Annotated in this window: 24 protein-coding genes, 1 rRNA gene and 1 riboswitch; of the genes, 18 read left to right on the forward strand and 7 right to left on the reverse strand. The window is 44.0% G+C overall.

Annotated elements, in window-relative coordinates; all coding sequences use genetic code 11:
- Positions 1–69: 69 nt before the first annotated feature.
- On the reverse strand, positions 70–336 hold the full coding sequence (locus tag CWO27_RS21615) for a DUF1145 domain-containing protein (protein ID WP_016784000.1): 267 nt from the start codon (positions 334–336) through the stop codon (positions 70–72).
- A 10-nt stretch (positions 337–346) separates the two neighbouring features.
- Positions 347–949 (reverse strand): 16S rRNA (guanine(966)-N(2))-methyltransferase RsmD, encoded by a 603-nt coding sequence (rsmD, locus tag CWO27_RS21620; protein ID WP_048658879.1) that lies wholly within the window; start codon positions 947–949, stop codon positions 347–349.
- Between the two features lie 230 nt (positions 950–1,179).
- Between rsmD and ftsY the strand changes: the two genes are divergently transcribed.
- The 6 genes from ftsY (at position 1,180) to glpG (ending at position 6,811) form a co-directional block, all read left to right on the forward strand.
- Positions 1,180–2,424, forward strand: coding sequence for a signal recognition particle-docking protein FtsY (gene ftsY, locus CWO27_RS21625; protein ID WP_107899488.1), 1,245 nt, complete (start codon positions 1,180–1,182; stop codon positions 2,422–2,424).
- Positions 2,425–2,502: 78 nt separating this feature from the next.
- Positions 2,503–3,180 (forward strand): cell division ATP-binding protein FtsE, encoded by a 678-nt coding sequence (gene ftsE / locus CWO27_RS21630; protein WP_004736585.1) that lies wholly within the window; start codon positions 2,503–2,505, stop codon positions 3,178–3,180.
- A complete protein-coding gene (gene ftsX / locus CWO27_RS21635) occupies positions 3,167–4,135 on the forward strand; it encodes a permease-like cell division protein FtsX (RefSeq protein WP_017061038.1) in 969 nt (322 codons plus the stop codon). Before ftsE ends, ftsX begins: the two co-directional genes overlap by 14 nt.
- Positions 4,136–4,312: 177 nt before the next feature.
- Positions 4,313–5,170: an RNA polymerase sigma factor RpoH gene (gene rpoH, locus CWO27_RS21640; protein ID WP_017055518.1), complete on the forward strand. Its 858-nt coding sequence runs from the start codon at positions 4,313–4,315 to the stop codon at positions 5,168–5,170.
- 428 nt (positions 5,171–5,598) lie between these two features.
- Entirely contained in the window at positions 5,599–5,919 is a 321-nt protein-coding gene (gene glpE / locus CWO27_RS21650) for a thiosulfate sulfurtransferase GlpE (protein WP_048658877.1), read from the forward strand.
- A gap of 49 nt (positions 5,920–5,968) precedes the next feature.
- Positions 5,969–6,811, forward strand: a complete 843-nt coding sequence (gene glpG, locus CWO27_RS21655) for a rhomboid family intramembrane serine protease GlpG (RefSeq protein ID WP_107899489.1) — start codon at positions 5,969–5,971, stop codon at positions 6,809–6,811.
- A gap of 80 nt (positions 6,812–6,891) precedes the next feature.
- Here the strand turns inward: glpG and CWO27_RS21660 are convergent, their stop codons facing one another.
- Positions 6,892–7,299 carry a flagellar basal body-associated protein FliL gene (locus CWO27_RS21660; RefSeq protein WP_048662879.1) on the reverse strand — a complete coding sequence of 136 codons (408 nt, stop codon included), beginning with the start codon at positions 7,297–7,299 and terminating at the stop codon, positions 6,892–6,894.
- A 162-nt stretch (positions 7,300–7,461) separates the two neighbouring features.
- Between CWO27_RS21660 and CWO27_RS21665 the strand changes: the two genes are divergently transcribed.
- The gene (locus tag CWO27_RS21665; protein WP_165886754.1) at positions 7,462–8,004 is read left to right on the forward strand and encodes a chorismate lyase; all 543 of its coding nucleotides are present in this window, start codon (positions 7,462–7,464) and stop codon (positions 8,002–8,004) included.
- Entirely contained in the window at positions 8,005–8,859 is an 855-nt protein-coding gene (ubiA, locus tag CWO27_RS21670; protein WP_107899490.1) for a 4-hydroxybenzoate octaprenyltransferase, read from the forward strand.
- A 103-nt stretch (positions 8,860–8,962) separates the two neighbouring features.
- Here the strand turns inward: ubiA and plsB are convergent, their stop codons facing one another.
- Positions 8,963–11,386 (reverse strand): glycerol-3-phosphate 1-O-acyltransferase PlsB, encoded by a 2,424-nt coding sequence (plsB, locus tag CWO27_RS21675; RefSeq protein WP_065677837.1) that lies wholly within the window; start codon positions 11,384–11,386, stop codon positions 8,963–8,965.
- 220 nt (positions 11,387–11,606) lie between these two features.
- On the opposite strand from plsB, the gene CWO27_RS21680 reads away from it, so the two are divergent.
- The 4 genes from CWO27_RS21680 to dinF all read left to right on the forward strand — a co-directional run bounded on the left by CWO27_RS21680 (position 11,607) and on the right by dinF (position 15,133).
- On the forward strand, positions 11,607–11,969 hold the full coding sequence (locus tag CWO27_RS21680) for a diacylglycerol kinase (protein ID WP_102319726.1): 363 nt from the start codon (positions 11,607–11,609) through the stop codon (positions 11,967–11,969).
- A gap of 94 nt (positions 11,970–12,063) precedes the next feature.
- Positions 12,064–12,684, forward strand: coding sequence for a transcriptional repressor LexA (lexA, locus tag CWO27_RS21690; protein ID WP_019820514.1), 621 nt, complete (start codon positions 12,064–12,066; stop codon positions 12,682–12,684).
- A gap of 97 nt (positions 12,685–12,781) precedes the next feature.
- Positions 12,782–13,660 (forward strand): class I SAM-dependent methyltransferase, encoded by an 879-nt coding sequence (locus tag CWO27_RS21695; RefSeq protein ID WP_107899491.1) that lies wholly within the window; start codon positions 12,782–12,784, stop codon positions 13,658–13,660.
- A 117-nt stretch (positions 13,661–13,777) separates the two neighbouring features.
- Positions 13,778–15,133 (forward strand): MATE family efflux transporter DinF, encoded by a 1,356-nt coding sequence (gene dinF, locus CWO27_RS21700; RefSeq protein ID WP_170960829.1) that lies wholly within the window; start codon positions 13,778–13,780, stop codon positions 15,131–15,133.
- Positions 15,134–15,304: 171 nt separating this feature from the next.
- On the opposite strand, the gene sthA is transcribed toward dinF, so the two are convergent.
- A complete protein-coding gene (gene sthA, locus CWO27_RS21705) occupies positions 15,305–16,705 on the reverse strand; it encodes a Si-specific NAD(P)(+) transhydrogenase (protein ID WP_102431404.1) in 1,401 nt (466 codons plus the stop codon).
- A 327-nt stretch (positions 16,706–17,032) separates the two neighbouring features.
- Here sthA and fabR point away from each other — a divergent pair, with 327 nt between their 5' ends.
- Both fabR and CWO27_RS21720 read left to right on the forward strand, forming a co-directional pair.
- Entirely contained in the window at positions 17,033–17,674 is a 642-nt protein-coding gene (gene fabR / locus CWO27_RS21715; protein WP_010438693.1) for an HTH-type transcriptional repressor FabR, read from the forward strand.
- Positions 17,674–18,045, forward strand: a complete 372-nt coding sequence (locus CWO27_RS21720) for a YijD family membrane protein (RefSeq protein WP_004736696.1) — start codon at positions 17,674–17,676, stop codon at positions 18,043–18,045. Before fabR ends, CWO27_RS21720 begins: the two co-directional genes overlap by 1 nt.
- Before the next feature lie 81 nt (positions 18,046–18,126).
- Here the strand turns inward: CWO27_RS21720 and trmA are convergent, their stop codons facing one another.
- The gene (trmA, locus tag CWO27_RS21725; RefSeq protein WP_107899492.1) at positions 18,127–19,236 is read right to left on the reverse strand and encodes a tRNA (uridine(54)-C5)-methyltransferase TrmA; all 1,110 of its coding nucleotides are present in this window, start codon (positions 19,234–19,236) and stop codon (positions 18,127–18,129) included.
- Positions 19,237–19,390: 154 nt separating this feature from the next.
- Positions 19,391–19,594: riboswitch (cobalamin riboswitch) on the forward strand.
- 39 nt (positions 19,595–19,633) lie between these two features.
- Here trmA and btuB point away from each other — a divergent pair.
- The 3 genes from btuB to murI are packed head-to-tail and all read left to right on the forward strand — an operon-like array spanning position 19,634 to position 23,050.
- Entirely contained in the window at positions 19,634–21,469 is a 1,836-nt protein-coding gene (gene btuB, locus CWO27_RS21730) for a TonB-dependent vitamin B12 receptor (protein WP_102431402.1), read from the forward strand.
- A 48-nt stretch (positions 21,470–21,517) separates the two neighbouring features.
- Positions 21,518–22,183: an ATPase gene (locus CWO27_RS21735; RefSeq protein WP_102431401.1), complete on the forward strand. Its 666-nt coding sequence runs from the start codon at positions 21,518–21,520 to the stop codon at positions 22,181–22,183.
- A gap of 60 nt (positions 22,184–22,243) precedes the next feature.
- Positions 22,244–23,050, forward strand: a complete 807-nt coding sequence (murI, locus tag CWO27_RS21740) for a glutamate racemase (protein ID WP_102431400.1) — start codon at positions 22,244–22,246, stop codon at positions 23,048–23,050.
- Here murI and CWO27_RS21745 read toward each other — a convergent pair.
- Positions 23,013–23,465: an RNA recognition motif domain-containing protein gene (locus tag CWO27_RS21745; RefSeq protein ID WP_017061054.1), complete on the reverse strand. Its 453-nt coding sequence runs from the start codon at positions 23,463–23,465 to the stop codon at positions 23,013–23,015. The genes murI and CWO27_RS21745 overlap by 38 nt on opposite strands.
- A gap of 656 nt (positions 23,466–24,121) precedes the next feature.
- On the opposite strand from CWO27_RS21745, the gene CWO27_RS21750 reads away from it, so the two are divergent.
- Positions 24,122–24,400 (forward strand): 16S ribosomal RNA (locus CWO27_RS21750); the annotation flags it as partial.

The raw sequence follows: 24,400 nt of genomic DNA on the forward strand, positions 1-24,400 counted from the left end.
TTTTGTCTCTACTGTTTCTGTCATGATGTTTTCTGTAGCTAAGCGTTTTATATCTGAGCTTAAGCTTGATTACATCATGTGCTTGCGTCGGATATCGAGTAGGGCAAAGACACCGAAAATCAATATTGACCACTTCTCCCAACGTGACATTTCGATCTTGTCGCCGAAAGCACCGATAAAAATCAGCATCTGCAGGCCGTGCATGAAGAACAAGAACGCTGTCATGATATAAAGCGCAATCGCCGCATTACCCGGGAACGGGTAGAAAATATTTACGATTAAGATAAACCAAACAAAGGCGATGGCTGCTTTTGCTAGTGGAAGCAAGAACTTCATTCAATAACTCCTATTCTTCAGTGATTCGATTGAACAGTCGGTAACTTGACTGTCCGGTAGTCTTATCGCGATGCAACTCCCAGTTCTCTGGCATAGCTTCGAGTTTCAGCTCTTTCTCTGTCTCGACGTAAATGATGGCATCGTCTGCAAGCCAACCGTTACTCTCAAGCAGTTGTACTGTTTCTGCCAATAAGCCTTTACGAAATGGTGGATCAAGGAAAACCATATCGTAAGGGGTGCCTGGCTTCTTAAGGAAAGAGATAGCGTCAGTATTTACAACATTGATGTTGTCTGCTTTGAGCTCTTTCGCGTTATCAGAAAGTTGTTTAGCAGCCTTTTGGTTCATTTCGAGCAGCGTCACCATTTTTGCTTGGCGAGAAGCTGCTTCAAAACCTAAACCGCCAGAACCGGCAAATACATCCAAGCAAGTTGAATGTGGGATATCTTGAGCCACCCAGTTAAAGAGTGTCTCTTTTACTCGGTCAATGGTTGGGCGTAATCCTTCTAAATCATGGACGGGCAGTTTTCTACCTCTCCATGAGCCACTAATAATTCGAACAAAGCCTCCGGATGGCTTTTTTTGTGATGTGTTTTGCTGGCGACGTCTTACCATAGATTTTTTGACCGCTAATAAAGTGATACTATACCGAGCCCAATTTAAGTGGGTTCGTGTATTAAATAAATTTGCAATGACAAAGTGTATCAAGCTAAAAGCAAACTTATCACTGCTTTGTCATTTTTCTTTACTATTCGTTTGTACAAGCTTGTATTGTATAACAATAGCAAAGAGTCGACGTGTATTAAGTCAATACAGCTAATTAGTAGATCTAGGAAACTCCTCTGATGACGGAAAAAAAGAAGCGCGGATTATTATCGTGGCTTGGTTTTGGTGAAGAAGAACAAAGCCCAAAAACTCAGAATGAAGCGAACGTAGAAAGCGTTGAAGATCAAACTGAAGTTGAATCACAAGTTGAGGCTGAACAGGTCGCGCCTGAAGCTGAAGTCGCTAAGCCAACTGCATCTGAGCAAGCGCTTGAAGAAGCTCAACAAGAACAGCAACCTGTCGCAGCAGAAGCAGAAGCAGAAGCAGAAGCAGAAGCAGAAGCAGAACAGGAAGAAGTGGTTGTTCCTCAAGCTAAGGTTGAAGAAGTACAAGAGAAGCCAACAGAAAGCTTCTTTGCTCGCCTTAAGCGCAGCCTAAGCCGCACTAAAGCAAACATCGGCGCCGGTTTCTTCGGTCTGTTCAAAGGCAAGCAAATCGATGAAGATCTGTTTGAAGAGCTAGAAGAGCAACTTCTGATCGCTGATGTGGGTATGAATACCACGGTTAAGATCATTGAAAACCTGACAGAAAAAGCATCTCGCAATGACCTAAAAGACGGTGAAGCGCTTTATGGTCTGCTCAAAGAAGAGATGGCAGACATCTTAAGCCAAGTAGAACAGCCACTGGTTGTTGATACCACTAAAACACCTTACGTTATCTTAATGGTTGGTGTGAACGGTGTAGGTAAGACAACTACGATCGGTAAACTGGCAAAACAATTCCAAAATGAAGGCAAGAAAGTGATGCTAGCGGCGGGTGATACCTTCCGTGCTGCAGCCGTTGAACAGCTTCAGGTTTGGGGTCAGCGTAATGATGTGCCGGTTATCGCTCAGCACACAGGTGCGGATAGTGCGTCTGTTATCTACGATGCGATTGAAGCAGCGAAAGCACGTGGCGTTGATGTTGTGATTGCCGATACAGCGGGTCGTTTGCAGAACAAGAGCAACTTGATGGAAGAGCTGCGTAAGATTGTTCGTGTAATGAAGAAGATTGATGACTCTGCACCACACGAAATCATGCTAACGCTCGATGCCGGTACGGGTCAGAATGCTATCAGCCAAGCGAAACTATTCAGTGAAGTGGCTCCAGTAACCGGTATTACACTGACTAAGTTAGATGGTACGGCGAAAGGTGGCGTAATTTTCTCAATTGCTGACCAGTTCCAGATTCCAATCCGCTACATTGGTGTGGGTGAAGGTATTGATGACCTGCGCCCATTTGAATCTAAAGACTTCATTGAAGCACTATTTAGCCGCGAAGAGTAACGCGAGTAGCAAAGTGGTTTATCCTTAATCTGCTACCGTTTTTAAATTTGATATTAGTGATCGTAAGAGGAATTTTCGGTGATCAAATTTCAGCAAGTGAGTAAAGCCTACCGAGGTGGAAGACAAGCGCTCCAAAAAGTGGACTTTCACCTGAAACGTGGAGAGATGGCTTTTTTGGGTGGGCACTCTGGGGCTGGTAAAAGTACCTTGCTGAAGTTGATCTGCGCGATAGAGCGTCCAACCGATGGACGTGTCTGGTTCAACGATCACGATATCACTCGTATCCCAGCCAAAGACATCCCTTTCTTACGCCGTAATATTGGGATTGTTTTTCAAGACCATCGCCTGCTGATGGACCGTTCGATTTTCGATAACGTCGCTCTGCCTATGCGTATTGAATCTATTTCTGAAAACGAAATAAAACGCCGAGTCAGTGCTGCGTTGGATAAGACAGGCCTATTAGATAAAGCCCGTTGTTTGCCAAGCCAGCTTTCTGGTGGTGAACAGCAACGTGTGGGCATTGCTCGGGCTGTGGTGAACCGTCCAACCCTACTGCTTGCGGATGAGCCGACGGGTAACCTAGACCCTGAATTATCTAACCGTGTGTTGCGATTATTTGAAGAGTTCAACCGCGCAGGTGTGACGATCATCCTAGCGACGCACGATATCGGGTTAGTGAACACTCGCCCTCAGTACCGCCATCTTGAATTAAACCAAGGATTTTTGAGTGAGGTTGAAGACTATGGCCGCGAATAAGCGCATCAAAAAACCTCAATCTAATCGAGCAGCAAACCGCGCTTCAAGCGACGGCTTCTTTGTTGTTCACTGGAAACAAGCCAAGTCATCGTTCTCGCAAATGTGGCAGCGCCCGTTAGGCAACTTGCTGACCCTTGCGGTGATCTCTATGGCGTTGGCGATGCCAGCTTGTTTGTACCTGTTGGGTAAAAATGTGGGTGAAGTAGCGCAAGATGTCACTAGCCCGTCACAAATAAGTGCTTATGTAGAGGATGGTATTCCTGAGCCACGAGTAATGGTGCTCAAGGATGAAATCGAAAGTTGGGATCAAGTTGAGCTGGTGGAGTACATATCTCCGCAGCAAGGGCTTGCAGACCTCAGCCAGTATTCTGGTTTTGAAGACGCCCTAACTATCCTAGATGATTATTCACTGCCAGGTGTGCTGGTGATTACGCCAAGCGTACACAGCGATACCTTAATTAAAGAACTGGCAGGCACAGTTAAACAACAAGAATTAGTAACCGATGTTCGTCTAGACGAAGATTGGTTAGCTCGATTAGATGCGATCAAAGCACTCGCGGCTGTCATCGTGATTACCTTAACGGTATTGATGTTGGGCGCGGTATTTCTGATTATCGGCAATACACTACGATTTAATGTGTTGGCGCATAAAGAAGAGATTCAAACCATGAAGCTGATTGGTGCGACCGACAGCTACATTCTTCGACCATACCTTTATGCTGGGATGTGGTTTGGCGTATTAGGTTCGATTAGCGCTTGGGTAATGACGGCATTAATTACCGTATTACTGAACAGTGCAGTGGATGACTTGGCTCAGTTGTATGACAGCCACTTCCGCTTAATTGGCCTGAGCTGGGATGAATCTTTACTGCTTTTGATCGTCGGAACTCTGCTTGGTAGTGTGGCTGCGAAGCTTTCTGCACAGCGTCACCTAAAAGAAATTGAACCAGTTTAGGTGAATAGAGTCATATTTAGACGAAAAATAGGCACTTCTTAACCAGTTTTTGCCTTGTATAGACGAATTGATTATGCATAATTACTTCCCCCTCCTTGAAACCTGTTCATTTTAGGTTCAAGATTGTCGGGTTTTAATAGATGTATTACTCCAGATCAGAGATTGATGAGGAACCGAATGGCAAACCAAGCGTATCAAATGGCTTTAGTCACACAAGATAGTTTAGATAGCTATATCCGCTCAGCGAACAGCTACCCAATGCTGACACCTGAAGAGGAACGTGGACTTGCAGAGCGATTACATTACAAAGGTGAGATCGATGCTGCGAAAGGCTTGATCCTTTCCCACCTACGATTCGTGGTGCACGTCGCAAGAGGCTACTCTGGCTACGGGCTGCCAATGGCTGATCTCGTCCAAGAAGGTAACATCGGCTTGATGAAGGCTGTTAAGCGCTTCAATCCAGAAGTTGGTGTTCGATTGGTTTCTTTCGCAGTTCACTGGATCAAAGCTGAAATCCATGAATACGTTCTGCGTAACTGGCGCATCGTTAAAATTGCGACAACTAAGGCACAGCGTAAACTGTTCTTTAATCTTCGTAAGTCTAAAAAGCGTTTAGGTTGGTTTAATAACGGTGAAGTTGAGACAGTTGCTCGTGAACTGGGCGTTGAGCCTTCTGAAGTTCGTGAAATGGAATCTCGCTTAGCGGCACAAGACGCGACGTTTGAAGCGCCTATGGACGATGACGACGGCGGTTCTGCTTACACAGCTCCAGTTTACTACCTAGAAGACAAAGCATCAGACGTTGCTGAAACGGTAGAAGCGGCTAACTGGGAGTCACACACCAATAATCGCCTAGGACTCGCACTAGCAAGCTTAGACGAGCGTAGCCAACACATTGTTCGCTCACGTTGGTTAGACGACAACAAAGCAACCCTGCAAGACTTAGCGGATACCTACAGCATTTCTGCAGAGCGTGTTCGCCAGTTAGAAAAGAATGCGATGAAGAAATTGAAGCAAGCCGTTGGCGATTTCTAATAGCATCTAGTTTCTATTAGCTTCAGAGCTAGCAAATAACTGAATTTTGAAAAGGCCGAGATCGAGAGATCTCGGCCTTTTTATTTTGGATCGATTTCTCAACTTTTGCGATCGAAATTTGCAAAATGATTTTGTGGATAACTCTGTGAGAAGTTTATTCGTCAGCTGTCTAAAAGCAGGGTGTAGTAAGGCTTTGACGGGGTTTTTCGAGTGGGGATATTTTTCAGTTAACCCACAGTTAGATCAGGATCCTTACTACATGTTGTGGATCTATTTTTAAAAAGGCACTTTATTCACGCAATTCACAGATTTATCCACAAATGGTGTAAAAGTGATCGCTGGTGGATAACCTTATTAAGTGGATGTGAATGTTAGCCTTGGGATAGGTTACAATGGCAGCAAAGTAAATCAGTATAAAAGAGAAAGTCATGGACCAGTTTAAACATATCGATGTTAAAGGCGCTCAAGCCCTCATTGAACAAGGCAACGCTCGACTTGTCGATATACGTGACCCGCAGTCTTTTGCGGTTGCCCACTCACAAACAGCCTACCACCTGACTAACGATACGATGGTGTCGTTCATGGATGAGGTTGAGTTCGAACAACCTATCTTGGTGATGTGTTACCACGGTATTAGCAGCCAAGGTGCAGCACAATATTTAGTGAACCAAGGCTTTGAAGAGGTATATAGTGTAGATGGCGGTTTCGAAGCTTGGCACCGTGCTGAACTTCCTGTGATTGCTGGTTAATTACCTTTATCGCTCCAAGCATCTCTCATAGTATGAATAGGAAGTACCAATGATTAGATTGATGGTGTTAGACAACCCACGTCTTGCTCAAGCATTTATTGATTATATGGCGTCTCGTCAGATCCCTATTCAGATGTCTCCTGAGGGGGAAGGGCGTTTTGCGCTTTGGCTTATTGATGGTCAATTTCAAGTTGAAACCGAAGCTGAGCTCAATCGCTTCTTGTCGGAACCCAATCATAAGCGCTATCAAGCGGCGTCTTGGGACATGGCAGAGACCAGGAAGAGCAACTTTCATTATCATACACCAAGCTTCATGGGCATGATAAAAGCCAAAGCAGGCCCTGTGACACTCAGTATCATGCTGGTATGTGTGGTGATTTTTGCTCTGCAGCAGATAGGTTTCGGGCAGGCGATTTTTAACACCTTACATTTCCCTGCGGTTGATGGGCAGCAATGGCAATTATGGCGCTGGCTCAGTCATGCTGTTTTGCATTTCTCGGTTATGCACATCGCATTCAACATCTTGTGGTGGTGGCAACTGGGCGGAGATATTGAGAAAAAGTTAGGTGGTCTTAAGTTACTTCAGATCTTTGCCGTATCTTCAGCGATTTCTGGTGCCGGACAATACTGGGTCGAAGGGGCGAACTTCGGTGGTTTATCTGGAGTAGTGTATGCCTTGGTTGGTTACTTATGGGTTGTCGGAGCAAAGGCGCCGCAACTCGGTTTAGGTATCCCAAGACAGATCGTTGGCTTTATGTTGGTGTGGTTAGTTCTTGGATACATGCAGCCATTTATGGCCATCGCTAATACCGCTCATTTGGCAGGTTTAGTCGCAGGTGTGATTATCGGCTTTATAGATTCAATGAAAGCGCCGAAATCGGCAACAAGCTAGCGCGTTAGTTACCGAGAATCGATAGATACAAAAAAGCGGCCAGATGAGCCGCTTTTTTATTAGGATTCGTTTTTACATCATTACTGATAAAGGTATTTGGTAAACAGTAAGTCAGCAATCAGGGTTTTGCCCGTCTCAGGCAGAAGAATCTTGTTGAGGTGTTCAACCAAAGTCTTTCTCAAATCTTCACGACCAGACAGAGACTTAATCGTTTCTTCGTTTTGTTTACCAAGTAATTCAATCACGGCATCGCGGATTAATGGTTGGTGATGCTCAATGGCAGCTAGGTCATTGCTGTTCGCAACCATAATATCGAGGCGAACCTGAATGTAGCCCAGTTTTTTACCTTTAGTGTAAAAATTGGTGGTCAGGTCTGGCTCTAGCGTGAAGTAGGCTAGTTTGGGTGCCAATTCCTCTTCAGCGAAACTTGATGCTGAAAAGAGTAGGGTAATCGCAAGAATTATTTGGGCTACATAACGTTTGTGCATATTTGTGACTTTTCTTTAGTTTATTCGCGATATTCGAAACGCATTAGTCTTGTTACAATGAGCGGTCTAAATCTAAATACGTTTACAATTCGAAGAGCGCTTTAATTTTGTTCGAAAGTTGAAGCTTTATTGTACGTGTAAAGTCACCTATTGAATACTAGTATGAATCAGCCAATATCGCTGTATCTTAATTCGTTAATGAATGTAGATTGGCAAAGTACAGAAACATTTGATTTTCCTAATGAAACCACCAAAGAGTGGCTTATGGAGCAAGGTTCTCTTTCCCGCAAGTTGGGTAAGAGCTGTCAGCACCTGTCTGTTGAGTTGCTTCATAATCAAGTTGTAGAACGCTCAAGGCTACAACAAGACGAGGAACATCTTTTATCATCGTTTGATTGCTTACTGCGTAAAGTGATTTTAAAGGGTGATGATGAACCGTGGGTGTTAGGTCGAACCTTGATTCCCCGAGTCACGCTAGAAGATCATCAGCACTCTGACCTTTCTCAACAAGGTAATGTCCCGCTTGGATTGACCGTTTTCAGTGCTGAGAACGTGGAGCGAGATGCGCTGCAAGTCGGTTGGGTTATCGCGGGCGATGAGCAATTACTCGCACGTCGTTCTCGATTATGGATGAACCATAAACCGATGCTTGTGGCTGAACTGTTTTTACCAACATCACCCATTTACTCTAAGGAGAGTGTGTAAATGCTTGCCACCAAAGCGAAGGCGTATTGGCAATTAACGCGAATGAATCGCCCGATTGGTACCCTGTTACTTCTTTGGCCGACCTTGTGGTCACTGATTATCGCCGCACAAGGTATGCCTGATTTTTATGTCTTGGTTGTTTTCGTACTCGGTGTGGTGTTGATGCGTTCGGCTGGCTGTGTGATCAATGACTTTGCTGACCGTAAAGTAGATGGTCATGTTAAACGTACCAAGCAGCGTCCATTACCTTCAGGTTTGGTTTCCAGTAAGGAAGCGATTCTGCTCTTTTTAGTGCTAGCCGTGGTTTCCTTCTTGCTGGTACTGACCATGAATCCACTGACCATTAAGCTCTCATTTATTGGTGTTGGTCTGGCGTTCATTTACCCTTTCATGAAGCGTTTTACGCATCTTCCACAGTTGTTTCTCGGCTTAGCGTTTAGTTGGGCGATACCAATGGCTTGGGCGGCACAAACCAATGAACTGCCAAGCATTGTGTGGTTTATATTCGTGATTAACGCGTTGTGGACGATTGCTTACGACACGCAATATGCGATGGTTGATCGAGATGACGACCTGAAGATTGGTATTAAATCGACGGCGATTTTATTTGGTCGCTTCGATAAACTGATTGTTGGCTCTTTGCAACTCGTCACCCTAGCGATGCTGATTGCGTTAGGCATGCATTACCAACTAGGTGATACCTTCTATTGGGCATTGTTGGTAGCGGGAAGCTTGTTTGTGTATCAACAACACCTGATGCGCCACCGTGATCGAGACCTTTGTTTCCAAGCATTTCTCAACAATAATTATGTTGGAATGGCAGTGACTGTAGGCTTATTCATTACCTTCTGGTAAGCATCAGCTTTTCGAGTTAACGAACGCTAAAGAAAAAGGCACCCAGTGGGTGCCTTTTTTGATCGTGTTTCACTTTGCTATGAAAGCGACGCCAAACGGATTGTTACTCTGCTTGGTGGATACTCTCTTGAATCGTCAAACGTACTTCTGGGTAAAGCATTGAGTAGAGAAGCTTAGCGAATTGCTGAGTCTTTTCTAAATCACAGTTACCATCGTTATCCAGATATTGCTGCTGTTTCAGAGTTGCAAACATCGATGCAAACACGCCTTTATCGAAGAACTCTGGTGCATTGATGCCTTGTAGACGACCAAGTCGCTGTGCAATGTCTTGGCTCTTCTGTTCAAGATCGGATTTATCCAGGTCAGGATTCTCTGCCAACAGGTTTAGAGCAATCGAGTAGCGCTGTAGCGTCTCTGAAATCGTACGACCTAATAGCATCAGTGCTTGGCTGTTTGATTGGTTGATGGTGACTTCGTTATCAGAAATCACAAGCATACCTTGGTTAACCAGCTCTTCAATGATGTTAGAAACCACGCCTTCAAGCTTGTCTTCTTCGTAGCTTAGGAATAGCTCTTTCTTCAAGAACGGGTAGATAGCAGCAACGTTCTCTTGAATCGCGTCAATCGATAAACCGCGCTGACGAATGGTCATCTGTGCAATTAACGATGGCAGAGCAAACAAGTGAATGATGTTGTTTCGGTAGTAGGTCATCAGAATTGACTGGTGACGGTCTAGTGAAATGATGTCGCCCATTGAGTCTGATTCAATCAAGAACTTGTTCAGTGATTCAGCATGTTTTACCAATTCTTCAGCGCTGTCTTTTGGCACAGTGAACGTTGCCGAATATGGAACGTTCTTAAGCAGAGACAGGTAGCAATTGATCTGAGAAACCAAAGAGTCACGAGACAATGCGCGCTGTCTTGAAGCCAATAGTGCCGTTGCACAAAGGGTCAGGGCATTGGTTGCTGCCGCATCGTTAATGTGCGTCATCATTTTGGTCGCTAAGTCATTAACCACTGGGTTCATCCATTGTGGCTTGCTGGTGCCCATTGGGTCGATATCTTTGGTCCACTCTGGTGAGTGCTCATTCAGGTATTGGTTCAGTTGAATCGGCTCACCGAAGTTCACGTAGCCTTTACCAAAGTTACGCAGCTTACGAATGGTACGAATCACCAAGCTCGCGTTTTCTTTCTCTTTACGCTTACCTCGAAGCTCTTTCGCGTAAGTCGCTACTTCCATAACGTGCTCGTAGCCAATGTACACAGGAACCAAAGTCACCGGACGGTTCATACCGCGCAGCATTGCTTGGATTGTCATCGCTAGCATGCCCGTTTTCGCTTGCAATAGACGACCAGTACGAGAACGACCACCTTCACTGAAGTACTCTACTGAGTAACCTTTAGCGAACAATTCCGCTAGGTATTCACGGAAAATCGTCGAGTACAGCTTGTTGCCTTTGAAACTACGACGAATAAAGAACGCACCACCATGACGGAAAATAGGACCGGCAGGGAAGAAGTTCAGGTTAATACCCGCAGCGATATGCGGAGGAACCATGCCTTCATGATAAAGCACATAAGAAAGCAGCAAGTAGTCCATGTGGCTACGGTGACAAGGCACGTAAACAATCTCGTGACCATCTTGAGCCAGCTTACGAACCGTTGAAGCGTTACTGATATGTAGGCCTTGGTACAGCTTATTCCACAGCCAGCCAAGAATCTTCTCACCACGCTTGATCAGCGAATAAGAGAAGTTCGCAGCAATCTCGTCCATGATGTCTTGAGCTTCTTTGCTCGCTTTCTCGATCGAGATGTTCTTTGCTTGTGCTTCGTCTTCAATCGCTTTCTTGATCGCTTCTGATTTTAATAGGCGATCAAACAGAGCTTGGCGGCTTGGCAGGTTAGGACCTGATGCAGCAAGCTTTTGGCGAGAGAAGTGAATACGTGCCACGCGCGCCAATTTGTGCGCGATGGTGCTGTCGGTACCGTGTGAGTTAGCCATGTAGCGTAGAGAAACCACTGGGCTGAAACGAACCAGACAGTCACGACCGGCTAGCAATACAGCTTTTGATTTCTCTAAGCCGTTCATTGCCTGTAGGTAAGGCTTCTGGTTATTCTCTTTACCAGGCTTACGTCCCCACAGCACTGTAGCAGGGATAACTTGAACATCGAGTTCAGAGTCGTCAGCGTGCAGTGAAAGCAATTCAGAGAACACTTCAATTGAAGAGCTTGGTACATAATCATCGTCTTGCAGCAGAGTTTTGCGAGAAGAGATGAAAACGTAGCGTTGCAGTGATTTGCCGTTGATTTCAAGCTTGCTCAACGGATCAGGTAGGCCTAATTCAAGTGCATGTTTTTGCAATGTAAGAATGTCTACACTTGAGCGAAACGGTAAGGCGTATACAATCGGTTTGCTCAAATCAATGTTCAAATCCTCAACAGGGTTTGAAGGAATTGATGTGCCCTTTACCAATAGGGATAAAGGTAGCTTCATTAATGAACGTGAAAAAGATTGTCCAGAAGACATATAGGTTCACTGCCTCAATAGTTATTTCAATGTGCTGAAGCGTATCTCTATTTCTATGATAAAAAGGATAAATCCTATGAGTGAAATAGGGATAAGCCTAGGCGTAAATTTAATCGATGCAAGAATACCAGAAACTGGTCTAACCTTTTAATGGAAATAGTCATATTGCCGTTAAGTTTGTGGAAAATCATTCATCGACTGATTGAGTATAGGGTTAAAAATGACCAAAAAATCAAACACCGGATTCAAACGCATCATCAAAGCAGCAGGCTTTTCATGGCAAGGCATTACGAGTTCGTTTAAAAACGAGGCTGCATTTCGACAAGAAGTGTTCATGGCGGCCGTGCTTATTCCGTTGGCATTTTACCTGGATGTAAGCCAGGTTGAACGAATCTTAATGATCTCATCTGTGGTATTGGTGATGGTTGTCGAGCTAATCAATACCGCGATTGAAGCGGTAGTCGACCGAATCGGAAGTGAACATCATGAGCTTTCTGGGATGGCAAAAGATGTCGGTTCGGCGGCGGTTTTCATCTGTTTAGCACTAGCAGGTTATGTGTGGCTTGATATCTTGTTTTTGTAATTCGTTAAAAATGAACTAAAAACAACCAATTGCTTTGCTTTTGTTCAGTTACTGGATATACTCACAGTCAACTGTATAAAAAGACAGGTGAATCATGAAGCCGTTAACGCCCCGCCAGCAACAAGTCTTTGACCTTATTAAAGGTAAGATCGAAGATTCCGGTATGCCACCGACACGTGCAGAAATCGCGCGTGAACTAGGCTTCCGTTCTGCTAATGCTGCAGAAGAACATTTGAAAGCTCTTGCTCGTAAAGAAGCGATTGAGATTATCCCGGGTGCGTCTCGCGGTATTCGTATTTTGCTTGAAGATGCAGCAAACGAAGAGCAAGGTTTACCATTAATAGGTCAGGTTGCCGCAGGTGAGCCTATTCTGGCTCAAGAGCATGTAGAAATGCATTACCAAGTTGACCCAGGCATGTTTAAACCACAAGCTGACTTCTTACTTCGTGTGAATGGCGAAAGTATGAAAGACATCGGTATTATGGATGGTGATTTATTGGCTGTTCATAAAACTCAAGATGTTCGTGATGGTCAGGTTGTCGTGGCTCGTGTCGATGATGATGTAACGGTAAAGCGCCTAGAACGTAAAGGTTCAACGGTTCTGTTACATGCTGAAAATGAAGAATTTTCTCCAATCCATGTCGATCTTGAATCTCAACACTTGTCTATTGAAGGCCTTGCGGTTGGTATCATTCGTAACACCGACTGGATGTAGCCATTACAAATAGATTATTGATATTCATTCTCAATAACTTGTTATTGTAATTGATATTCATTATCATCTTCTTTGTCGAGATACAAGGAAGATGATGATGCCAAACCCAACCAAACCTCAAATGAAGCTGCTTGCTCGTAAGCCGCGCTCCTCTGTTCAAAAGGCTTCTTCTGAACAAGGGTCTGCACACCAAGAATTCCAAGTTCCGACCAATCTCGTTCAACATCTTTGGTTTCGTAGTCGTGAAAGCCTAGCCGATGACGGTCTCGTTTATGATCCTATCGCAGCTCAAGCCTGCAAGCGTTGCCAGCTCGCACCAGAATGTCTTACTGGTGAGCTCGATCAGCAACAACTTCTCTACGCAACACTGACTCAACTTTGTGACTCTCAAGTTCAACAATTTCTATCTCACAACCCAGATGCTTGGATCATCAATGTTGGGGCTGGGCTCGACACCCGTTTCTACCGTTTAGATAATGGCCGCTGTCATTGGGTTGAGCTCGATGTGACCGAGAATCTGCTTTGGCGACAACGTTTGTTCCACAAAAATGAACGCTATCGTTTGGAGTGTGGCTCTGTTGATGACTTAACTTGGTTAGATGAACTTAACATCCCAGAGCAAGCGTCGGTGATGGTGGTATGTGAACATGCTTTGCTGGATTGTAATGAACAACAGACGGCGAACTTTATTCAGTCTCTCAGCCGCTACTTTACTCATGCACATGCGTGTTTAGTATTAGCTGGAGATAAAAGCTCTAGCGCTCTTGGGCAAAAGCTCGGTTCTGGAAAGTATGCGCATGGCCTATCTTCTCCGGTAGACAGCGTTCTTAATTGGCTGCCATGGACGCAATGGGTAAAAGCGTTTTCTCCACTAGACCAGCAATGCAATCGTTGGAAATTGTGGCAGCGACTTCTTTGTAAGATCTCTCAGGTCAAAAAACGTTTAACGCCGCAGTTAGTACTCGTTAAGTGGTAAACCTAGTGGTTCTGTATTTCGAGTAATTGAGTACATAGCCGGTATAAGTAAAATTCCACAACATAGTGAAAGCCCACCCACTAGGTTAAACTATCGCCTCTAATCTAAGAGGTGATCGTGAAGCTATTTAATCCCCAAACTATTTTTCAAACTCTATCCAATCAGGCGATGCACAAAAAAGTGCTGTTGCTCGCGATCCCGATGGTTCTCTCTAATATTACTGTTCCACTGCTGGGCTTAGTCGATGCGGCGGTTATCGGTCACTTAGAGCATTCTTGGTATCTCGGTGGTGTGGCATTAGGTGGCACAATGATCAGCGTGACCTTTTGGCTGCTCGGTTTCTTACGCATGTCGACAACAGGGCTAGCCGCACAATCTTATGGTGCGAATGATGGAAAGCAACTTGGCTTAGTCTTCGTGCAAGGCGTGACCATGGCCTTAGGGTTTGCTGGTGTCTTCTTGCTTTTACACAGTCTAGTCGCCGATTTAGTTTTCTCATTGAGTAGCGCCAGTGAGCAAGTTAAGCACTATGGTCAGCAATATTTCTCAATTCGCGCTTGGAGTGCACCTGCTGCGCTCACTAACTTTGTGATTCTAGGTTGGCTACTTGGAACCCAAAATGCCAAAGCGCCAATGTGGATGGTGATCATCACCAATATCACCAATATCGTTTTGGATATCGTTTTTGTTATCGGTTTAGGGTGGCAAGTGGAAGGTGCAGCATTGGCGTCTGTAATGGCCGATTATGCCGGTCTAACATTTGGCTTGATTTGTGTTTATCGAATCTGGATTAAGAGACAACTGCCTTCGCCATGGGATTTGCTTAAGAAAACCAGTCAAGGCTTGAGTCGTTTCGTAAAATTGAATCGCGATATCTTTCTCCGTTCATTGTGCCTGCAAGCTACTTTCACTTTCATGACTTTCCAAGGAGCAAGCTTTGGCGATGATGTCGTGGCGGCTAATGCGGTATTGATGAGCTTTTTGATGATCATCTCTTATGGGATGGATGGCTTTGCTTACGCGATGGAAGCGATGGTCGGTAAGGCGATAGGAGCGAAAGATAAAGATGAGTTAAATCAGTCGTTGATTGGCACCTTCTTTTGGAGTTTCAACATCTGTTTGGTACTCACTATCGTGTTTGCGAGCGCCGGGTCTAGCTTGATTAATATGATCACGACAATCCCAGATGTAAAAAGCCAAGCTGAGGTGTACCTACCTTGGTTGATCGCAATGCCACTGGTTTCAATGTGGTGCTTCTTACTCGATGGTATTTTTGTTGGAGCAACTAAAGGCAAGGACATGCGTAATAGTATGTTTGTCGCGACCTGCAGCTTCTTTGCTATTTTCTTCCTAGCGTCCAGTTTAGAAAATCATTCTCTGTGGCTTGCGATGCTGAGTTTTATGGCAATGCGTGGTATTGGTCTTGGTGTGTTATTTGTTTCTCAGTGGAAGAAGGGCGAATTCCTCGCTTAGTTCTAACGGGTACAAATAGAAGATGTACAGACTAAATAGCATTTAGAACATCATGATCTAATTACTTTAGTTGCTATATTTTTCAATGGCTTAAATGAAAACAGCAAGCTCATGGCTTGCTGTCTATGTATTTAGCCTATGGGTGGTCAAATACTCCTGTTAGTTCTTTATTTAGAACAAACGGTTAAGGCCGTTAAGAGCGGCAACACGATAAGCCTCTGCCATCGTTGGATAGTTAAAGGTGGTATTTACAAAGTACTCGATGGTATTTGCTTCACCTTTCTGCTCCATAATCGCTTGGCCGATATGGATGATTTCAGCGGCACGCTCACCAAACACGTGGATACCCAAAATCTCTTTGGTTTCACGGTGGAATAGGATCTTCAAGCTACCAATATCTTTACCGGCGATTTGAGCTCGAGCTAAGTGTTTGAATGAAGAACGTCCCACTTCGTACGGTACTTTAGCTGCGGTAAGCTCTTGCTCGGTTTTACCTACTGAGCTGATCTCAGGGATGGTGTAGATGCCGGTTGGAATGTCTTCAATTAGGTGACCTTCAGCTTCGCCTTTGACAATAGCTTGGGCAACAAATCGACCTTGGTCATAAGCCGCGCTCGCTAGGCTAGGGTAGCCAATCACATCACCGACAGCGTAAACATGGTCAATATTGGTTTGGTAATTAGTATTTACTGAGACTTGCCCACGCGAGTCCGCTTCTAAGCCAACAGCACCAAGGTTCAGTTTATCGGTATTACCCGTTCGACCATTAGCATACAGCAGGCAATCAGCACGCATCTTTTTGCCAGATTCTAAGTGAATAATCACGCCATCATCAGTGCCTTCAATTTTCTCAAAGGTTTCATCGTTACGAATCACGACGCCACTGTTCCAGAAGTGATAAGAAAGTGCATCTGAGGTTTCATTGTCTAGAAATGACAACAGACGATCACGAGTATTGATAAGATCGGTTTTTACGCCTAAACCGCGGAAAATCGACGCGTATTCACAACCAATAACGCCAGCACCATAGATGATGATGTGTTGCGGGTCGTGTTTAAGAGAAAGAATCGAGTCGCTGTCGTAAATACGTTCATGCAGGAAATCGACATTATCTGGTTGGTAAGGACGAGAACCCGTAGCGATAACAAATTTGTCTGCACTGTAATGTTCTTCAGTGCCATCGCTTTGCATTACTGAGACAGTGTTGGTATCAATGAAGCGCGCCGTACCAAATACTAGTGTGCATTGGTTACGGTCGTAGAAGCCTTGGCGTAATCGAGTCTGCTTGTCGATTACGGATTTAGCATGACCCAAAATGTTGGAAAACGTTGAGTGAATGCTTTTGTTGTTCTGACAAAACAGTGGATTGTTGTTGAATTCGATAATACGGCTTACGGCATGACGCAGTGCTTTGGAAGGAATGGTTCCCCAGTGAGTACAACCACCACCAACACTGCTCTCTTTCTCAATGATTGCAACGTTCAACCCGGCTTTGGTTAATCCCATCGCTGCCCCTTCTCCTCCGGGGCCACTACCAATTACGATTACATCAAAGTGGTTGGAGTGCGGCATAGATATCTTCCTTGTTATATTTGATTAACATTGCTTTAGCGAGATTTTAACTGATTCTGTTCTTTGGTACATGAAAAGGGCATCAGAGAGTCGGTGGGATCACGCAGTGTTATCGAAAAAATAATATTTGGTATGTCGTATGTCTCCAAATGACAGTGTGGATATTGAAATTTTTTCTTTGAACGTATTTACTTCGGTACGTGAACAAAGAGGTATGTTTAGTGTCTTATATAACCAGAGTGCCTTATATAAATAAGTGATTCGCGTTATATTGAACAGAGTATTAGACATGCCTGTTTAGGCTGTAAAAGAAGAAATTGATAAAGTATGAAACCAATGGGCATTCGCGCACAGCAAAAAGAAAAAACTCGTCGCAGCTTAATCGATGCTGCATTTAGCCAACTCAGCGCTGATCGTAGTTTTTCCAATCTAAGCTTGAGAGAAGTCGCTCGTGAGGCTGGAATAGCACCGACTTCCTTTTATCGTCACTTCAAAGACATGGATGAGCTTGGCTTAACCATGGTTGATGAAGGTGGCTTACTGTTGCGCCAGTTAATGCGTCAAGCTAGGCAGCGCATAGTAAAAGAAGGCAGTGTGATTCGTACATCGGTTGAAACCTTTATGGAATTCATTGAAAGCAGCCCTAACGTATTCAGACTGTTATTGCGAGAGCGCTCAGGAACTTCATTTGAGTTTCGTGCAGCGGTAGCTCGTGAGATACAGCACTTCTCTGCTGAGTTAACCGAATATTTGATAACGACTGGCATGACAAGGGACGAAGCTTTCACTCAAGCTGAAGCCTCGGTCATCTTAGTCTTCAACTCAGGGGCAGAAGCATTAGATTTAGATCGACGTCAGCGAGATGAATTGGCTGAACGCTTGATCATGCAATTGCGAATGATGGCCAAAGGAGCTTTTTGGTATCGTAAAGAACGTGAACGTAACCGATTAAAAGGCGGGATTGAATAATGTCGAATGAAAATAATACTGTAAACCGTGGTTCTGAAAGAAAGACACTCGTACTTGCTGTTGTAGCCGGTGTGTGTGGTGATGCATTGTTATCTTGGGTAACAATGAGCGAAGTGGGCTTCTCTATTTTTCCGCTTATCGCTTTAGTTTTGGCTGTACAAGCGCTTTACCAAGAATACCTAACTAACCCAGTATCTGAAGATATTCCATTAGTAGGTTTAGCTTGTTTCTTCGTGGGTGCATTTGGTCACTCGGCTTTCGTGAAGGCACAACACCCTGATGCTGGCTCAAACTTCTTTGCGATTATTGTCGCGATGTTGCTTCTTGCATGGGTAGGTAAGAAACTCGGCTTTATCGGCAAAACGGCTTAAGCTGATTTAGAAATTAAAAAAACGAGCCAATGGGCTCGTTTTTTTGTATTTGCTGTTTGCCTTAGACCGAGAAAGCGAGACTTATGCTTTGCGCTCTAAGAATACACCCGCTTCCATGTGGTGGGTGTAAGGGAACTGGTCAAACAGAGCAAAACGAGTGATATCGTGTGTTTCGCTTAAGATCTCTAGGTTCTCTTTCAACGTTTCAGGGTTACAAGAGATGTACATGATACGCTCGTAGCCTTGAACCATCTTACAAGTATCTACATCCATACCTGAACGCGGTGGATCAACAAAGATAGTGTTGCAGTTGTAGCTCTTAAGATCGATGTTCGCTTGCTGTAGACGACGGAATTCACGCTTGCCTTCCATTGCTACGGTAAAGTCTTCCGCAGACATACGAATAATCTGAACATTATCAATCTTGTTCGCCGTGATGTTGTATTGCGCAGATTCTACTGACGGTTTCGCCAGTTCAGTTGCCAGTACACGCTCGAAGTTTTGTGCTAGCGCTAATGAGAAGTTACCGTTACCACAGTAAAGCTCAAGCAAGTCGCCTTTGCTGTCCTGAGTACAGTCGACAGCCCATTCCAGCATTTTCTCTGCTACTTTGCCGTTTGGTTGAGTAAAGCTGTTCTCTACTTGTTGGTAGATGTAGCTATCACCATTCACGTCTAGCTTTTCAATTACATAGTCGCGATCCAGTACAATTTTCATCTTACGCGCACGACCAATCAGGTTTAGGTTAAAACCTTCATCGTTTAATTGCTGCTTAAGTGCTTTAGCATCTTGAATCCACTGTTCACCTAATTGGCGATGGTAAAGCAGTGACACCAAAATCTCGCCGCTTAATGTAGAAAGGAAATCTACTTGGAATAGCTTATGGCGTAGAGAGTGGTTGTCCTTCATTGCATCTGTTAATAGAGGCATTAGGTCATTGATAAGACGGCTAGCTGCAGGGAACTGGTCTACGCGGTATTTTTCTTTAGTCTCTTGATTGAACATGACGTAATACATATCGTCACCTTCATGCCACACGCGGAACTCAGCACGCATGCGGTAGTGTTGTTCTGGAGATTCATACACTTCCAGCTCAGGCACATTATATTCTGAGAACATTTCAGTAAGACGTTCAGTCTTTTCTGCCAGTTGTTCTTGGTAGCGTTGCGGGTTTACATCTAAATTCGCCATTGTTATGCCTTTTGCTGTCGTGCTTTTAAATCAAGAGCGCAGATTTTATTCAATCACAGGCGCTTGTCCAGTGTTGAGAGCCAATCAGTGTAAATAGGCCATGAAAACTATAGCTTATAACTATCTTAGACTAGACAAATGATTCAGAGGTCAATACTATCTTCGGCAAGCTGGTGCCATTTGGATGTATAGATGGCTGAAGAGGGAATCTGGTGCGAATCCAGAACTGACGCGCAGCGGTAAAAGAGAACAAGTATTCATAAGACACTGCAAATAGCTTTTTGTGGGAAGTCGAATACAAGGTAACCATAAGGTTGTGCTCTTGAGTCCGAATACCTGCCAGCGGCCAAACCATAAATGTGGTTTGGTAGGACTTTACGCGATTTAGGATCACAACATGAACAAATCCCTTTTAGCGGTTGCTGTAGCATCGCTGCTTTCACCTATCTCCAATTTACACGCCCAACAAGCATCTGCCGACGAAACCATGGTGGTTACGGCTAACCGTTTTGAGCAAAGCACCGAAAGTGTTGTCGCTCAAGTTGAGGTTGTGACACGTCAAGATATAGCTCGTATTCAAGCTAAGTCACTAACTGATGTATTCAAACGATTAACGGGCATTCAAGTTACACAGAATGGTGGTAGAGGCCAGCAAGCTTCGATCTTTGTTCGAGGTGCTAACTCTGATCAGGTTCTTGTGTTAATTGACGGCATTCGTTTTGCTCGCGCTGCAAAAGGTGGTGTCGATTTCAGCCAGCTGCCAATCACATTTGTTGACCGAGTCGAGTATGTACGAGGCGCTCGTGCTGCTATGTATGGTTCAGAAGCTATTGGTGGTGTGATTAATATCATTACAGTTGCCAGTTCTGACAATGAAGAAACGGTAGTGAGTGCGGGATTAGGCAGCCGTGATTATGAAGAGTTAAGTTTTGTTAGTGGTACAAAAGTTGGCGAAAATGGTCATTTGAATGTATCGGTTGGTTACGATTCTGATGAAGGCTATAACGTTCACCCCATGCCCGGAGTAAACGATGGCGACCGTCATGGGTTTGAATCACGTAATGCTTTGATCGGGTACGTACATAACTTCGACCAACAGTGGAGTGGCTTTGCGAACTTCCGCATGTTTGAAACCATTTCTCAATATGATGGTTCGTATGTTGATTTTAATACCGGTAACCCAGTCCATTCTTACAAAGAAGCTGAAGTTCAAAATTCTACCTTTGCTACTGGTGTTAAATATAGTGGCAGTGAACTTAAGTCTGATTTCCTAGTTAACTATCAGAATCAAGATAACTGGAACTACGAACAGTCTTTAGGCAAGAACTCGGCGTCAGCAACATCTGATGAGCTTGAACAGCTAAATGTTCAGTGGGTTAATTCATACAAACTAACTTCGGCACTGACTCTTAGTGGCGGTGTAGATTGGCGTGATGAGGCTTATATTGTTAAGCCTTCGAATACTGAATACGACAGAACGAATGTTGCGTACTTCGCTGCATTAAACGCAGATGCGGATAAAGTGTTTGGCGAGCTGAGCGTCCGTGTGGATGACAATGAACAGTTTGGTACCGAAACCACTTACAACACAGGGTTAGGCTATCGTTATGCTGAGTGGCTTGTCGTGAAGGCAGCTTATGGCACATCCTTCAAGGCACCTAACTTATATCAACTATACAGCTACTACGGTAATGCACAGTTAGAAGCTGAAAAGGCAGATTCATTCGAGCTGACTTTTGGTGGCTTAATCAAGGATGTTGATTGGTCGATTACTGGCTATGACACGAACGTCGAAGACTTAATTGATTACAACTACGCGACAAGCAAGTACTACAATACCGATGGCGAAAGCCAACTACGTGGTGTGGAAATGGTCGTTGGATTTGATACTAGCTTTATTAATCATCAAGTGAGCGCTAACTTTCAAGACCCAGAAGATCAATCTGGTGATCAATTGATACGCAGAGCTAAGAAGATTTACAAGTATAATGCAGTGGCTAGTTTCGATGAGGTTGATGTTTCGCTAGGCTACCAATATGTAGGTGAGAGACCGGACTTCTCTGAAGATCTTGCTGCGTATGGTCTGTTTGATGTTTCGGTGAATTACTATGCGAATGAAAACCTTACTTTAAATGGTCGAGTGGATAACTTAACTGACGAAGAGTACGAGACTGCTGGTGGATACCCATCACCAGAGCGTACATATTACGTAAATGCTACTTACCAATTCTAATTAACACCTAAACCGCCTTCGGGCGGTTTTTTCTTATTGGGTATATCAATGAAAAAGAAAGTCGTCATAAGCTGGTCATCAGGTAAAGACTCTACCTTAACCCTAGAGCGTTTGCTTGAGAATGCCGAGTATGAAGTTGTTGCTCTCTATACTACATATGTTGGAGATGAAGTGCCTTTCCAGGTAACTCCTATTGATGTGGTTGCCATGCAGGCACAATTAATCGGTTTGCCACTCATCACCATAGAGCTTCCGGAAGTCTTCCCAAGCAATGAGATTTACCAAAGTACGATTGTCTCAGCATTGAAAGGGTCTGGCTTATCAATTGATGCCGTGGCATTCGGCGATATGTTTTGCAATGGTATTGCTGACTACCGAAGAAGTTATATAGAACCTGCGGGTTGGGAGTGTGTATTTCCTCTAATGGGAGAGAGTAGCCAAGCGCTGGCTCAAGAAATCATAAATAGAGGAATCGAAACCTTTCTCGTCACAGTTGATAGCGATGCATTAGACATGAGCTATTGCGGGAAAGAATACACGCCTGAACTAATAGACAGTTTGCCAAGTCATGTCGATCTATGTGGTGAAGATGGTGAGTTCCATACACTAGTGACGTCAGCACCGTGTTTTAAAGGAAAGCTCAAGATAGAGTTAGAAAAGGTAGAGCAAGGTGAGCGTTTTGTTCATCAACGCTATCAGGCTTGCATTATATAGAGTGAGGATTGGCGAAAACTAAGCGAAGGAGTATCATTGCAGCGAAACTTATTATAGGTAATCGTTGTGTCGGATAGTCTACAAAAAAACATATTGGTCTTTGATTCTGGAGTTGGCGGTCTGTCTGTATATAAAGAGATAAGCCAGTTACTACCAAATCACAACTATATCTATGTATTCGATAACGAGGCTTACCCATATGGTGAGCTCGATCAGCAAGTCCTCATTCAGCGAGTCCAAAGTATCGTGGCCAGTTTTGTGGCTAGTCACGCTATTGATATTGTAGTGATAGCTTGTAATACGGCCAGTACGATAGTCCTTCCTACACTTCGCGCTAATAATATTATCCCCATTGTTGGTGTTGTCCCGGCAATCAAGCCAGCTTCGTTACTGGCTAATAAAGCGGTTGGCCTTATTGCAACCCCTGCGACGATTACTCGCGAATACACACACGAGCTCATTAAAAATTTCTCGAGTAATAAAAGAGTAGAGCTGTTGGGTTCTACTCGGCTGGTGGATATGGCCGAAGAGAAACTTAGGGGCGAGGAGATTAGCCTTGAAGAGTTGCAGAAAATCCTTCGACCGATGATAAACACAATTGATGTGGCCGTATTAGGATGTACCCATTTCCCACTGATCAAATCAGAGATTCAACAAGTACTAGGTGAAAGTGTAGTGCTGATAGATTCTGGTAAAGCGATAGCTAAGCGGGTTCAAGATTTGTTGGGTTTGGAAAGCATTAATAAAGAAGGGGGAGTGCGTGAGGTTTTTTGTAGTGCACTTCCTAAAAAAGAAAGTGCACTAAATAGTATGTTAAAGCAGTTAGAGTTTAGCTCAGTTCAGATTCGTCCGCTTCAGGATGTTTAGGATCATTTGCAACACGTACTTTTAAAGTTCGTTGCATGTAATCTTTATCGTTAAGTGCAGAGATTGCATGATTCACATCATTACTTGCCATAACAACAAATCCAAAGCCTCTTCTTTTACCAGTACGTTTGTCTTTCATTAAACGTACTGCAAATACTTCACCATGCTCTGAGAATAATTCACGTACATGTGATTCGTTCGCTTTGTAGGGAAGGTTACCCACATAAAGTGTTTTGGTTGAAGCCTTAGGTTCTGAATCTGATTTTGAGTCGGTGCTTGAAAAGTTAACAACAAAAGCGGAAGCCAAGACACCAAGGATAAAGGTAATTGCAGGCGATATATCTACCTGAGAGAAAACAATGCCGCCTAATACAGCCAGTGCGACAATTAACAACATCGATTTTTTTGAGTTCATATCGGAATACTACATATTAATAAACGAAATAGACGCATCTACCATTAACAAAATAGACACATGAATCTTACGTTCATGGCTTCCATTTTTCCAATGTATTGCTGTGATACGTCTCAAATGTTTAGTTTTTATTCGAAAAATGCGGATCTGGTGGCTTTTTAGGCGAACAAAACTTTTATTTCAAAAAGCCCTTGTGCTCCATCTCAATCTCTCTATAATGCCGCCTCACCGACACGGAGTGAGACGAAAGTCACACAGCGAAATCGGTAGAGAAAAAGAGTTTGAAAATAACCCTTGACTCTCAAAGTGGTGCAGGTATAGTACGCACCCCTAGCGACTGAGATGTGAATCACAAAACGCTAGCGCTCTTTAACAATTTAAACCTATCAATCTGTGTGGGCACTCGTTGATGAATATCAAAACGTTATTACTTAGGTAATAGCAGTTACTTCGGTAACAAAATTGATTTCAATGAACTGAGTGACCAATACAAATAACTACTTTCTCTTGTAGAAAGAAGGTATTTGGCACAGTCAATTCATTATCATTCTGTTGGAATGGTAATAGCTTTAGAATTACATGTTCACGTTCCTTTTTCGAAAAGAGCGAATGAATATTAGTTTTGAAGTCAGTATTCATTGAGCCGACAAAATCTTAAATTGAAGAGTTTGATCATGGCTCAGATTGAACGCTGGCGGCAGGCCTAACACATGCAAGTCGAGCGGAAACGACACTAACAATCCTTCGGGTGCGTTAATGGGCGTCGAGCGGCGGACGGGTGAGTAATGCCTAGGAAATTGCCTTGATGTGGGGGATAACCATTGGAAACGATGGCTAATACCGCATAATGCCTACGGGCCAAAGAGGGGGACCTTCGGGCCTCTCGCGTCAAGATATGCCTAGGTGGGATTAGCTAGTTGGTGAGGTAATGGCTC

It is taken from the genome of Vibrio sp. 10N.286.51.C3, from assembly GCF_003050065.1.
GTDB classification, from domain to species: domain Bacteria; phylum Pseudomonadota; class Gammaproteobacteria; order Enterobacterales; family Vibrionaceae; genus Vibrio; species Vibrio crassostreae.